Here is a 12,511-nt window from a genome sequence, read left to right on the forward strand (position 1 = left end):
GCGGGCGATTGGACGCCTAGCTACCGATTACCTGCCCAATCCTGATCAGATTGCCGCTCTCATCGACAAGCGCAAACTCCCGCATGCCCCAGGGCTTGTCGCTGACAGCATCGAGTCTGGGGATGCCGTGCGCCGGAAGCTGCGCGGCACGCATGGCGGCGTAGACCGCATCGACATCGCCAACCCGGATATAGCAGCCCGCATAGCAGGCCGCAGGATCCAGGTCAGGGTGCGCGAAGAAATGCAGTTCCACCTCGCCACGCGTCAGGATCGCGTAGCCCGCATCGTGCGGGTGCGCGTCGCCGACAAAGCCCAGCCGCCGATAGAAGGCGACCGTGTGTTCGATCGAGCGACCGGGGAGCAGTGGAATCGCACGGTCTGGCGTTTCGGCAGTGGAAGTCATCGCTTTCTCGTAGTGGGATAACGAAGCCGTCTTTGAGCACAACGATACGCCAGATACGAGGGATCGGTTGGGAACCGTGCCGTGCTGTCTTGACTCGCTGCATTGGCGAGTAGCAAGATCCCTGTGCTGCGGCACATTCCGCAGCCGGGTTTAGCAGCCCGTAATCACAAGGCGCACCAGCGCCCATTGAACGATGTCGGCGCTTTTCTTTTGCCCGACTTATCGCATGGGCAGGCGTGCTCGCTTTACGGCGGGCGGTGCGCGGAGACCGCAAGGTCTGCCGGTTCCTTGTGACCGGTCTGCTAACCGCGCATCGTCCGCCACCCTCGTTTAGCAGCGAGGTGGCGGACTTCCTATCGCACAAGGAGTTCGATATGACCCGTCCAAAAGCAACCGCCCGTGCACGCGCTGCATCGCCTTCCAGGCGATCTGTTGTGACACGCGCCAGATCCAGGCACCGCCCGGCTGCCGGCATGACCGGTGCTGAGCCAGCGGTGGATCCATCGCTGGCGCCTACCCCGCCCTTGCGCAAGCCCGGCTTCCGCATTCCAGAGCGGGTCACCATGAGCTACCAGCACTACGACGTGCGGCGTGCCGAGGATGTCATCGGTTGTGCGGTGCCCAAGCTGCGGCTGTCCGGGCGCTGGCTGGAACACTGCGGTTTCGCAGTGGGTGATGCCTTGCGGGTAACGGCGGGACGCGGCGTGCTGTTGATCAGCCGCGTGGCGCCTGCGGTACCTGCGGTGAGATCGCGCCGCAGGTGACACGCCTGGGGCGAGCGCCCTTGCCCGGCGCTTTGCGGTTCCTTCTCCCGTGCACGGGAGAAGGGACGCATTCTGCTCCTGTCTGGATTGCAGAAGGGAGGCCGGCTGTTTGCGCCTGAGAGCAGAGGTGCCTGTTGCGGTGCGGAGCAGCAAAGCAAGGCTGCGTAGCGCAGGGGCTGTCAGCGGTAGAGAGCTTCGTGCCTGCAATGGCATCTGCACCGCATCGCTCGACATGACATGCTTGGCCTCACCTACGCCCCGCCCACGTTCGGACAGGTTCAAGCGCCACATGGCCATGCGCAAGCTACCGTATTCGCGCACCGATGGAGTTCTCTGCATGAAAATGGCTGTCTTCAGCACGCGCCCTTACGACAAGCGCTTTCTCGATGAAGCGAAACTACGCCCAGGCACGCAATGCGCAGCCGAGTTCGTTTATTTCGAGGCATCGCTCGATCTGCAGACGGCAGCATTGGCACAGGGCTGCGAGGTGGTCTGCGTGTTCGTCAACGACCAGCTCAATGCGCCCGTGCTGCGGGCACTGCACGCGGCCGGTGTGCGCGCGGTGCTGCTGCGCTGTGCCGGTTTCAACAATGTGGATCTCGCTGCGGCCACCGCACTTGGGCTGTTCGTGGCACGCGTGCCGGCCTACTCGCCCGAAGCGGTGGCCGAGCACACCCTGGCGCTGGTCATGACGCTCAACCGCCAGACGCACCGCGCCTACAACCGCGTGCGCGAGGGCAACTTCATGCTCAATGGCCTGCTCGGCCGCACCTTGCACGGCAAGACGGTGGGCCTGATCGGGCTGGGCAAGATCGGGCTGGCGACTGCGCGTATCTTTCAAGGGATGGGCTGCGATGTGCTGGGCTTTGATCCTTATCCCACGCCTGGGTTCGATACGCTCGGGCAGCGGGTGGAGCTGGAGACACTGTTCGCCCGCTCGGACATCGTCTCGCTGCACTGCCCGCTGACACCGGCAACGCAGCACCTGATCGATGACGCGGCGCTGGCGTCGATGAAGCCGGGTGCGATGCTGGTCAACACCTCGCGCGGTGGCTTGGTGGATACCGATGCGGTGATCCGCGCGCTCAAGTCTCGCCAGCTCGGCCATCTGGCCATCGATGTCTACGAGCAGGAAAGCGCGTTGTTCTTCCAGGACCGCTCGGGCGAGATCATCGACGACGAAGTATTTCAGCGCCTGATGACCTTCCCCAATGTGCTGGTGACCGGGCACCAGGGATTCTTCACTGCCGAGGCATTGCAGGAGATCTCCGACATCACCCTGCGCAACCTTGCCGATTTCGCTGCCGGTTCCCCATGCGCGAATCGTGTTCCGACACCTTAGCGTCACCTTCTCGCTCACCACCCGCGCAGGTTCGACGCATCGACTCCTCTGTCGTGGTACTCGGGTTCAAGCCGGTACGGCAGTTGCCTGGCGACGCAGCGCAGAGATCCGCGTGCAACCAACCGCAGCGGCCAGCCCCAGCTGACCGGTGTACCAGCTCACCTGCCGCAAGTATCCACCCAGGCGGCAGTTGACTGCATGGCCCAGTGGCCGCACCCGCCTGTGGCCCCGGCGCATGTACGCATCCCGGATCACCGGCGCCACGCCCTGCAGCAGAACCGGGCCCAGCCGGCTTGCCAACAAGTATGCAAACACGTCGATACCCACCATCTCCAGCAGTGGTATGGCCGCTGCAACCTCCGGATTGTATGCGATGCAGGCAATCGCCAGCGTAGTGATGGCAATGACCGCCCTGCGGTTCAAGTTGACCGGCCACATGTCGATGGTCCTGAGCGCTCTCTGGATGTCACGCAGATTTGCGCCATTCAGACACCTTGGCTTGCCTGTCGGTCCCGATACCCGGACGCCCTGGCTGCCGCCGGATGTATTGAAGATGCCCGTCAGCACCAGCACGAGCAGGACCACAAAGCTCAACTCCCACACATAGAATGCGGCGCCCACGTGATCGATCATGACTTGCTGGCCAGCCTCGTTCTTGTCGAACCGGGTTGCGCGAAAGGTATCCAACCCGATCAGACAAGCCGCTACCAACAGGGCCGCCGCCATCTTGTCCGCCTTGAGGAAATAACACAGCCATGCCAGCAGGAACAGCGGGTTACTCATCCAGGCCAGGCACTGGCCATCGAGCACCTGCATCCAGCCAAGCAGCAGGATGACAAATCCACCCAGTTGATCATTACCGCCATGCAGTGCAGGAAGGCACAGCGAAATGCCGTACAGCAGGGCAGATAGCAGAAGTGGAAACAGCTTCATGGGCGTCCGTGTCTGATGATGAGGCGAGTGCATGTCCCCGCGTTGGGGAGGCTCGTTCCATCTCGGCACAAGCCAACCTGCGTCACTATAGACACTGCGCATGCCGCTTTCACGACCACGCTGCCAAGCCCGCCGACGCATCCCGTGGAGCGGCGGAGGCTTCGGCCCAATGCATCGCTATGGCATGCTTGAACCCCTGCCGCACAGCGTCCGACGTCCGCCTTCCCATGGCCGCCCACAAGAAGCAGAACTTGCCGGAAAAGCTCTGCGTTCAATGCAGGCGACCCTTCTGCTGGCGCAAGAAGTGGGAAAAGGTGTGGGACGAGGTGAAGTATTGTTCGGACCAATGCCGCCGAAACAGCAAGCGGCAGCGCCCGGAACAATAGTCTGCTCACGCGCAACCCGTCTCTCCCGTGGCGTCGCGCGTGAGCCGAGCGGGTTCGGCCATTCTGACAGCCGGTTGCGGCTAACGTTTACCAGCTTTTTTCGCAGCACCCGATCCACTCGCCCGCTTGGCAGCGCTGCCTTTACCTGCCACTGCCATGTTGTCCACCAGATTGGGATAGGGGCGGCCTGCTGCCTCGGCGCGTTGTCTGGCCTGTGCCTTCTGCGCCGGGGACAGCGGACCTGAGCGCGAGCGACTCTTGGGGTTGGGCCTTTTCCATGGCGCAGACGTCTTGCTTGTGCCTTTCTTCGCTGCACCGCGCGTGGAAGCGCTCTTCCCGGCTGCAGTTCGGCGGGCGACCGTCTTGTTTACCGCTTTCTTCGTCGATGCTGCCTTCTTTGCAGGAGATGTCCTGGTCGCAGTCTTCTTGACTGCCTTCTTGACTGCCTTCTTGCCGGTCGCCTTGCGGGCACCGGCCGAGGGCGCCGACTTGCGCGTCGCTGCGTTACTGGCGCTCGTTTTCTTGGCCGCGGCCCGTGTTGCCGACGGCTTCCTCGCTGGCGACGTTCCGGTTGCCGTCTTTGCGACCGCCTTCTTTCTCGCGGCCTTCTTCGGGGTGCGCTTGTCCGCGGCACCGGCATGGGCGGCGGCCGTCGTGGTCGCGCTTGCTCGTTTTCCTGCCGGGGTCTTCGCGCTCGCCGCCTCTTCCAGACGCTGGTATAGCCGCGCCGCCCAGCGCTGGCCGGCATCGCCGCCCCAGAGCAGCCAGGCAATGTAGCCGGCCGATGGCGCGCTACGGTCGGCCCAGCCCCTGCCAGTCTTGTCCACGCTGTGGCGCGCGAAGTACGCATGCATGCGCCGGATGGTCTGCGTGGAAAGCGATTTCCGTGCCGAAAGATCGCGCGCACGCGCAACGCCGATTGCGGTGCCACCACGCCCATGCTGCTCGCGCAACCGCAGTCCGCGTGCCGCCGCGTCGGCAACTGTCTTGGGTGGTGTTGTCGAAGACGCCTGCTTTGCCGGTTTGCGTGCCACACCTTTCTCCTGTCGTATCGCGTTGCCGTAGTGTTCGCATGCGCGGTGCTGCTGCATGTGAAGGAGCCGGCAACCAGGACTGCCTAGGCAGCCTGCCGGGGGACATCGCGGCAATGCGCAAGCACGCGCGACCTGGCCCTGGATCGGCTTGCTTGTGCGAGTGGATCATCGCGCGCGTGTCGCTACACTGGCCTGCCACGCCATCGGAGGAGTGCTGCATGCGCCTGTTGACGAGCTGGTTCCGCGCAAGCCTGTTTGCTGCCGCAATCGGCACTTTCCCCGCGCTTGGTCAGGCCACCGACAAGGCGGTGCCGGTGGCCACCTCGGCACAATCGAAGCAGGTGGCCTCCTGGCAGACGCTGACCCCGCACAACAAACCGCACGCGCGCCATGAGAACAGCCTGGTGTCGGTCGGCGACAGGCTCTACCTGATCGGAGGGCGCGACGACCGCCCGCTAGACATCTTCGACACCACAACACGCCGCTGGTCCAAGGGCAGCACGCCGCCGCTGGCGGTCAGCCATGCGCAGGCAGTGGTGTCGTCGGGGAAGATCTACGTCGTCGGCGGCCTGACCGGCGACTACCCGGAAGAAGCCGCGCTGACCCACTTGTTGATCTACGACCCTGCCACCGATCGCTGGCAGGCAGGCGCGGAGATTCCCAAAGGCCGTCGCCGCGGCGCGGCAGGCGCGGTGGCGCACGACGGCGTGCTGTACCTGGTCGGCGGCAACACGCGCGGCCATATGAGCGGGTACGTGCCGTGGCTGGATGCGTTCGACACCAGGACGCAGCAATGGACGCAGCTGGCCGACGCACCGCGTGCGCGCGATCACTTCCATGCAGTGGTGCTCGACGGCAAGCTGTACGCGGCCGGTGGCCGCAGGTCATCGCACGAGAGCGGCAACACCTTGGCGCAGACGATTTCCGAAGTCGATGTCTATGACATCCAGCGCGGCACCTGGAGCGTTGCCCCGGCCGCGCTGCCGACGCCGCGCGCCGGTGCCGCCGCCATTGCACGCAATGGCCAGCTGCTGGTCATGGGCGGCGAGAGCACGCGCCAGGTCAAGGCGCACGATGACGTCGAAGCCTACGACCCGGCCACCTCCACCTGGCAGACGCTGGCTGCGTTGCCGCAAGGGCGCCACGGCACCCAGGCCGCAGCGGTCGGCGACGCTCTGTACATCGTGGCGGGCAGCGGCAACCGCGGCGGCGGGCCGGAGCTGGATGATGTGCTGGTGTTGCATGAAAGCAGCGCGCAATAGGCCATGCCGACTCCCGCGTACGGCATGCTGCAAGAGACCTGGTTGAAGATTGTGCCTCTGCAGACGAGGATCTAATCTGCTGCATCGTTGTTCAATGTGCAGTGCCAGGGAGCGGTCATGCCGAAACGTGGATCAGATCACACGCCATCAACGATGCCTGGCGTTGCCGGGCAATTTTCGCTGCCACTGGTACAGGCGGAAGGCGAGCCGGCGACATCGCCACTGCTGGCAGCTACCGACCCGCGTTACAGCAATTACATCGTCTATGTCGATGAAAGCGGCGACCACGGCCTGGAGTCGGTAGATCCCAACTATCCGGTGTTTGTGCTGGCCTTGTGTGTCTTCCACAAAGGCCACTACGCGCAACGCGTGGTTCCCGCGATTGAGTCATTCAAGTTCAGGCATTTCGGGCATGACGTGGTGATTCTTCACGAGCATGACATCCGCAAGGAAAAGGGACATTTCCGCTTCAGTGATCGATTGGAGAAGACGATTTTTCTGGACGAGCTGACGGGCATCATCGAGTCGCACAACTTCATCCTGATCAGCTGTGTCATCGACAAGACACGGCTGAAGGAAAAGGCCCAGACCGCAGACAATCCCTACCACCTGGCGCTCGCATTCTGCCTGGAAACACTTTTCGAACTGATGCAGGAAAAGAAGCAGGACGCCGTTGCCACGCACGTGGTGGTTGAGTGCCGTGGCAAGAAGGAAGACCGCGATCTGGAGCTGGAATTCCGGCGGATCTGCGACGACGCAAACCGCTGGGGCCGGCAACTTCCCTTCACCATCGTCTTTGCGGACAAAAAGGCAAACTCATCTGGCTTGCAACTGGCTGACCTCGTTGCGCGGCCCATCGGGCTATCGGTACTGCGCCCGGATCATCCCAATCGCGCATTCGACGTGCTGCAGCGAAAATTCTTCTGCAAGCAAGGCCGGCGTCAATTGGGTGTCGACTATGAAGGCTGGGGCCTGAAAGTTTTCCCGCCGCCAGAAAGCGAAAAGCCCCGGTGATCTCACCGAGGCTATGACGCCGACCGGGAACCCCCAGTCCACTTAGGGTGCGAGTCTAGGGTTCTGGACCGAAGAATTCAAGGTTGCCTGCTACAAAACCGGGTCAGTCAGGACATCGCATCCATCAGCTGTTGTGACGGCTGAAAAAAGAACGCCGTGCAATACAGGGCGATGGGTAAAGCTCCATCGCGGCCAGGGCCGCTCCTACTAAAGCGGCGATTGCGCAAACTCCAAGCCAAGCGCCTTGACTCGCACCCGCGCCAGCATCGCGTGGGAGGTCATGTACAGCGTATGGCCGTCATTGCCGAAGGCGCAGTTGGAGATGGGCTCGCCGGTTTCGATACGGCCCAGCCTGCGGCCATCGGGGGCGAACACGATGACGCCGCCGGGGCCGGTGGCGAACAGGTGGCCGTCGGCGGAAACCGCCATGCCGTCGGGCAGGCCGGGCGCGTCCTTGGCGACCAGATCGGAGGCGTCGGCGAACACGCGCTTGCTGGTCACCGCACCGGCTGCGTCGAGCGTGTAGGCCATCCAGATCGGGCGCTCCGGATCGGAGTTGGCCACGTAAAGGGTGCGCGCATCGGGCGACAGTGCGATGCCGTTGGGAAGGCTGAGACTGTCGTCCAGCAGATGCACGCTGCCGTCGGTGTCCAGCCGGTAGACGCCGTTGAAGCGCAGCTCCTTGACCGGCGAATCGTTCATGCCCTTCAGGCCGTACGGCGGGTCGGTGAAGAACACCACGCCATCGCTGCGGCGGACCAGATCGTTGGGGCTGTTGAAACGGTGGCCTTCGAACTGCGTCGCCAGCGGCGTCTTCTTGCGCGTGGCCGGGTCGAGCCTGGCGACGATGCGCGTGCCGGAATCGGCCAGCAGCACGGTGCCGCCCGGTTCGGCATACAGGCCGTTGGCGCCGGCTTCGCGCAGCGTGGCCTGTTCCGGGCCGCTGTAACCGGATGGCGACAGCAGGACAGACAGGCCTGCGTCCTCGGACCAGCGATAGAGCTTGTTTTCCGGCACATCGGTGAACAGCAGATAGCCACCGTTGCGGACCCAGGCCGGGCCTTCTGACCACGTAAAGCCTTCGCTGAGCTTCTCGATGCGCGCATCGCCAGCGACCACGTCGCTGAAGCTGCGATCGAAGCTCTGCAGATGCCCAATCACAGCAAAGCGCGGTGGCGGCACCTCCTTCCTGGTGCAGGCGGCGAGGATTGCCAGCAGCGGAACGGCCAACAGCAGATAGGGCGGCAAGCGCATCGGTCAGTCCAGTAACGAAGTCGGGCCATGATGCCACCATGCGTGTGCAGGCCTGCTGCGCACGCCGGCGGTCGTGCTAGCGCCCGCTAGCGTGCGCGGGTATTGCCAACACCGCATCCAGCGCGGGTTTGGGCTGGTGATTGCGATCGAACAGCAGCGGATAGTTGGTGCGGCCGGGTACGGGGTAATCGTTCTTCCAGGACATGCCATCGCTGACACCCCACACGCTGACGCGCGCGAGCTTGTCGCGCTTGCGCCAGAACAGCGCGAACAACTCGGCATAGCGATCGCGCAGCTGCGCCTGCACCTGCGGTGGCAAGCCCTCGCGATACGGGTCGAGAAAGCGCTTGAATTCCGGCAGCTGGAACTGCTTGTGCGCAAGCCCGGTCCCGATGACCTGACCTTCCCTGGTCAGTGGCAACACGTCGATGTCCAGCTCGGTGATCATGACCTTGATGCCGAGCGCGGCGTAGGCATCGATGGCGTCTTCGATATCGCGCAGGCTGGGATAGTTGAGCCCCCAGTGCCCTTGCATGCCGACGCCGTCGATGCGGATGCCGGATTGCTGCAGCATCCTGACCATGCGCACGATGCCATCGCGCTTGCTCGGCCGCCATGCGTTGAAATCGTTGTAGTAGAGCTCCGCATCCGGCGCATACCGGTGGGCAAAGGTGAAGGCGTTGCGCACCACGGTGTCGCCATCGCCGACGCGCTGCACCCAGTTGGTATCACGGTAATGCCCGTCTTCGTCGATGATCTCATTGACCACGTCCCAGGCCTGCACCTTGCCGACGTAGCGCCCCGCCACGCGCTCGATGTGCGCGCGCATGCGCTCCAGCTGCGCGTCGGCGCTGTTGGGCTTGCCCTGTGCATCGACGAAGAACCACTCCGGCGTCTGGTTGTGCCAGACCAGGGTATGGCCGATCACGAACAGGGCGTGATCGCGTCCATAGGCGACGAAGGCGTCGGCCGCGCCGAAGTCGAACACGCCCGGGCGCGGAGCGACCACTTCGGCCTTCATCACGTTCTCGGCAGTGATGGCATTGAAGTGGCAGGCGACCAGCGCGGCAGAGGCAGCGTCCTTGCCGGAGACGATGTCGGCATTGACGGCGGTGCCGATCAGAAAACCGTCGGCGTAGGCGTGCTTGAGCGAGGTGCTGCGGGTGTCGCAGCCAGCCAAGGCCGGCACTGCCATCACAGCGCCGATCAGGGCCAGAACAAAACGCAAGCATGCTGCTGGGCGCTCGTGGGTCTGCTGCATCGCCGGATTCCTGTGCAGGTACCGCAGGTAGTGCGTCATCGGGAACTCCATCACTCCACCACCACCTGCGCACTGGCGGCCTGCAAACTGTCGGAGTCCACATGCAGCGTGATGGTGCCGCGCGCGCCGGGCTTGGCACGCACGATCGCCAGGCACAGCCCGTTGAAGGCGTTGCGCTGCGGCGCGGCGAAGGATTCCAGGTTGGTGGGATCGCCGTTGTCGGTGGCGACCAGCTCACCCGGGCCTTCGATGCGGAAACGCAGGCGGTCGCCGGCGGTCGGCGCAGGGCGGCCAGCGCGATCGAGCAGGCGCACGGTGACGAAACTCAGATCCTGCCCGTCGCCACGGATGCTGCCGCGGTCGGGCCTCACCTGCATGCGCGTGGCGCTGCCGGCGGTTTGTACGCGGTCGTCGGCCCAGGGGTTGCCTTCCTTGTACGCCTGCACGCGCAGCTCGCCGGGTTGGTAGACCACCGCGTCCCAGCGCAGCCGGTACTGCAGCGGGCCCTTGCGCTTGCGCCCCTGCGAGACGCCATTGACGAACAGCTCGGCCTCGTCGCCGGAGGTGAACACATGCACCGGTGTGACCTGGCCCTCGCGGCCGGGCCAGGTCCAGTGCGGCAGCAGATGCGCCATCGGCAGATCGGGGCGCCAACGCGATTGATACAGCCAGTAGCGATCCTTGGGAAAACCGGCCAGATCGAAGATGCCGGAGTACGAACTGCGCGAGCTGTAGTACGGCGTGGGCTCACCCAGATAATCGAAGCCGGTCCAGACGAATTCACCGGCGACATACCGATGCCGGTCCTGTGCCGCGAACACCTTGTCGGCGCTCGAGCCGAAGTCCACCGCATGCAGCTCGTAGGCGCTGACCTGGTGCGCGACCGAGTCGCCGCCGCGCCCATCGCGCACCGGCGCGCTAATGTCTGGCGTCACCGGAAACAAATACACACCGCGGCTGCTCAACGCCGAGGCGGTCTCGCTGCTGAGAATGGGCTTGTGCGGGAACCTGCCATGGAACGCGGGATATTGCGGTTGTTTGCGGATGCGCTCGGTGCCTGCGAATTCCGGTGCGTCGCGGATGCCTTCGCCCTGGTAGTTAAGGCTGATGACATCCAGCGCAGCGGGCAACGGCATCTCGGGCGAGGCGTAGTTCATCGCCACCGTGGCGGGGCGCGTGGGGTCTTCCTCATGCACGATGGCGTGCAGTGTGCGTGCGATCGCCGCACCCGGCTCGCCGGTGTATTGCTCACCGACTTCGTTACCGACGCTCCACAAAATCACCGAGGGATGATTGCGGTCGCGCCGCAGCATCGCGCGCAGGTCCGGCTCGTGCCACTGCGGGAACACCAGGTGGAAATCCAGTGGAGTCTTCTTCATCTCCCAACTGTCGAACACCTCGTCCACCACCAGCAGGCCCATGCGGTCGGTTAGCTCCAGCAGCTCCGGTGCGGGCGGATTGTGACTCATGCGGATGGCATTGGCGCCCATCTGCTGCAGCAACTGCAGTTGCCGCTCGGCGGCGCGCACGTTGAACGCCGCACCCAGCGCGCCGAGGTCGTGATGATTGTTCACGCCGCGAATCGGCACATGTTCGCCATTGACCAGCAAGCCCTTGTCGGCATCGAACACGATACTGCGGACACCGAACGGTGTTTCGTAGCGATCCACCACGTGCCCGTCCTGACTGACCTCGGTCACTGCGATATAGCGGTGCGGGCGCTGGGTCGGCGGCGGGCCCCACAGACGCGGGCGGTCGATCTGCGTGCTGCCCTGCACACGGGCGCTGCCACCGGCGGCAACCGCAACCTGCACGGCGGCAATGCGCGCGACCGTCTCGCCGCTGCGTGTGCCGCGCGCATCGTCGAGCACATAGATCGCGGTGCTGACCTGCGCCTGCACCGCGCTGCGCGCGGCATTGTCCAGCGTGATCGCCAGCTGCACCTGCGCGGTGTCGGCCGACACCTGCGGCGTGGTCAGCTGCGTGCCCCAATGCGCGACATGCAGCGGCGCAGCTTTGGTCAGCCACACATTGCGATACAGCCCGCCGCCCGGATACCAGCGCGCCGAGTCGGGCGGGTTGTCCAGGCGGATCGCCAGCTGGTTGCGCGCACCAAACACCACATAGGGGCTCAGGTCCACGCGCCAGGAGCTGTAGCCATACGGCCAGCCGCCGACCAGCTTGCCGTTGAGCCAGACCGTGGCATAGGCCATGGCGCCATCGAGATCCAGAAACAGCGCGCGCCCGCGATCGCTGGCGGGGATGTCCAGGCGCTTGCGACACCAACCCACGCCCCAGCTCGGCAGGCGCCCCATGCCGCCATAGGGACCATCGGCCAGGAACGGCCCGGCGATGGCCCAGTCGTGCGGCAGATCCACGCGCTCCCAACCGCTGTCGTCGAACTGCGGCTGCACGAAAGCGACGCTGCTGCCGGGGTGGCCGGGCGGGCGTTTGTGCCGCTTCGCGGGATCTGCAATCAAGGCATTGGCCGTGGGCAGGATCCATGGCTTGAGCACGCGGGTTGCGGTGGCATCGAGGCGCTGCGCCTGCTCGGGCTGCGCGTCGGCCACCTTGCCGTCTTCGCTGCGTAGCACGTGCGGGCGGATGTCGTAGTCCAGGATTTGCCGATTGTCTGGAGGATCGCCGCGATGGAAGCGCCACTGCGCGTTGAGCGAGACGCGCTCGCGCGGCAACTGGGTCGGCGCCGGTGGTGCTGCCAGCGCGGGCACTACCAGGCAGCTGCAAAGCATCGCGACACCTGCGAGGCGCGCACAATGCCTGAAAAAATCTCGCGTCGCTGTCGCTGCCATGCCTGCATGCGTCATATCGCGCCTCGCGTCGACCATGCATGCAGGCGT

Annotated in this window: 10 protein-coding genes and 1 pseudogene; 5 read left to right on the plus strand and 6 right to left on the minus strand. The window is 64.6% G+C overall.

Annotated features, from left to right (window positions below):
- Positions 1 to 16 precede the first annotated feature (16 nt).
- Positions 17 to 403 (minus strand): VOC family protein, encoded by a 387-nt coding sequence (locus ABQ039_RS19385; protein WP_054591734.1) that lies wholly within the window; start codon positions 401 to 403, stop codon positions 17 to 19.
- Positions 404 to 876: 473 nt separating this feature from the next.
- Here ABQ039_RS19385 and ABQ039_RS19390 point away from each other — a divergent pair, with 473 nt between their 5' ends.
- Together ABQ039_RS19390 and ABQ039_RS19395 are read left to right on the plus strand one after the other, a co-directional pair.
- Positions 877 to 1,167: a type I toxin-antitoxin system SymE family toxin gene (locus tag ABQ039_RS19390; protein ID WP_260297980.1), complete on the plus strand. Its 291-nt coding sequence runs from the start codon at positions 877 to 879 to the stop codon at positions 1,165 to 1,167.
- A 337-nt stretch (positions 1,168 to 1,504) separates the two neighbouring features.
- A complete protein-coding gene (locus ABQ039_RS19395) occupies positions 1,505 to 2,509 on the plus strand; it encodes a 2-hydroxyacid dehydrogenase (RefSeq protein WP_184611681.1) in 1,005 nt (334 codons plus the stop codon).
- Positions 2,510 to 3,052: 543 nt separating this feature from the next.
- Here ABQ039_RS19395 and ABQ039_RS19400 read toward each other — a convergent pair.
- Positions 3,053 to 3,442: pseudogene (locus ABQ039_RS19400) on the minus strand (hypothetical protein); the annotation flags it as partial.
- 227 nt (positions 3,443 to 3,669) lie between these two features.
- Between ABQ039_RS19400 and ABQ039_RS19405 the strand changes: the two are divergent.
- Positions 3,670 to 3,828, plus strand: coding sequence for a DUF2256 domain-containing protein (locus ABQ039_RS19405; RefSeq protein WP_046346114.1), 159 nt, complete (start codon positions 3,670 to 3,672; stop codon positions 3,826 to 3,828).
- Positions 3,829 to 3,908: 80 nt separating this feature from the next.
- On the opposite strand, the gene ABQ039_RS19410 is transcribed toward ABQ039_RS19405, so the two are convergent.
- The gene (locus ABQ039_RS19410; protein WP_221232478.1) at positions 3,909 to 4,919 is read right to left on the minus strand and encodes a DNA-binding protein; all 1,011 of its coding nucleotides are present in this window, start codon (positions 4,917 to 4,919) and stop codon (positions 3,909 to 3,911) included.
- 161 nt (positions 4,920 to 5,080) lie between these two features.
- Here ABQ039_RS19410 and ABQ039_RS19415 point away from each other — a divergent pair, with 161 nt between their 5' ends.
- Both ABQ039_RS19415 and ABQ039_RS19420 read left to right on the plus strand, forming a co-directional pair.
- A complete protein-coding gene (locus ABQ039_RS19415; protein ID WP_184611679.1) occupies positions 5,081 to 6,124 on the plus strand; it encodes a kelch repeat-containing protein in 1,044 nt (347 codons plus the stop codon).
- 117 nt (positions 6,125 to 6,241) lie between these two features.
- The gene (locus ABQ039_RS19420) at positions 6,242 to 7,138 is read left to right on the plus strand and encodes a DUF3800 domain-containing protein (RefSeq protein WP_260297978.1); all 897 of its coding nucleotides are present in this window, start codon (positions 6,242 to 6,244) and stop codon (positions 7,136 to 7,138) included.
- Positions 7,139 to 7,345: 207 nt separating this feature from the next.
- On the opposite strand, the gene ABQ039_RS19425 is transcribed toward ABQ039_RS19420, so the two are convergent.
- The 3 genes from ABQ039_RS19425 to galB form a co-directional block, all read right to left on the minus strand.
- Positions 7,346 to 8,392, minus strand: coding sequence for an SMP-30/gluconolactonase/LRE family protein (locus tag ABQ039_RS19425; protein WP_349778641.1), 1,047 nt, complete (start codon positions 8,390 to 8,392; stop codon positions 7,346 to 7,348).
- A gap of 76 nt (positions 8,393 to 8,468) precedes the next feature.
- Entirely contained in the window at positions 8,469 to 9,587 is a 1,119-nt protein-coding gene (locus ABQ039_RS19430) for an endo-1,4-beta-xylanase (protein ID WP_374057874.1), read from the minus strand.
- A gap of 116 nt (positions 9,588 to 9,703) precedes the next feature.
- Entirely contained in the window at positions 9,704 to 12,403 is a 2,700-nt protein-coding gene (galB, locus tag ABQ039_RS19435) for a beta-galactosidase GalB (protein WP_349778640.1), read from the minus strand.
- Positions 12,404 to 12,511 lie beyond the last annotated feature (108 nt).

The organism is Xanthomonas sp. WHRI 6108 (genome assembly GCF_040202385.2).
Lineage (GTDB): Bacteria > Pseudomonadota > Gammaproteobacteria > Xanthomonadales > Xanthomonadaceae > Xanthomonas > Xanthomonas arboricola.

Excerpts from the sequence above, each read along its gene's own strand:
- ABQ039_RS19385 (WP_054591734.1), bottom strand. The coding sequence starts at position 403 with ATGACTTCCACTGCCGAAACGCCAGACCGTGCGATTCCACTGCTCCCC.
- ABQ039_RS19390 (WP_260297980.1), top strand. The coding sequence starts at position 877 with ATGACCGGTGCTGAGCCAGCGGTGGATCCATCGCTGGCGCCTACCCCG.
- ABQ039_RS19395 (WP_184611681.1), top strand. The coding sequence starts at position 1,505 with ATGAAAATGGCTGTCTTCAGCACGCGCCCTTACGACAAGCGCTTTCTC.
- ABQ039_RS19405 (WP_046346114.1), top strand. The coding sequence starts at position 3,670 with ATGGCCGCCCACAAGAAGCAGAACTTGCCGGAAAAGCTCTGCGTTCAA.
- ABQ039_RS19410 (WP_221232478.1), bottom strand. The coding sequence starts at position 4,919 with ATGCAGCAGCACCGCGCATGCGAACACTACGGCAACGCGATACGACAG.
- ABQ039_RS19415 (WP_184611679.1), top strand. The coding sequence starts at position 5,081 with ATGCGCCTGTTGACGAGCTGGTTCCGCGCAAGCCTGTTTGCTGCCGCA.
- ABQ039_RS19420 (WP_260297978.1), top strand. The coding sequence starts at position 6,242 with ATGCCGAAACGTGGATCAGATCACACGCCATCAACGATGCCTGGCGTT.
- ABQ039_RS19425 (WP_349778641.1), bottom strand. The coding sequence starts at position 8,392 with ATGCGCTTGCCGCCCTATCTGCTGTTGGCCGTTCCGCTGCTGGCAATC.
- ABQ039_RS19430 (WP_374057874.1), bottom strand. The coding sequence starts at position 9,587 with ATGGCAGTGCCGGCCTTGGCTGGCTGCGACACCCGCAGCACCTCGCTC.
- galB (WP_349778640.1), bottom strand. The coding sequence starts at position 12,403 with ATGCTTTGCAGCTGCCTGGTAGTGCCCGCGCTGGCAGCACCACCGGCG.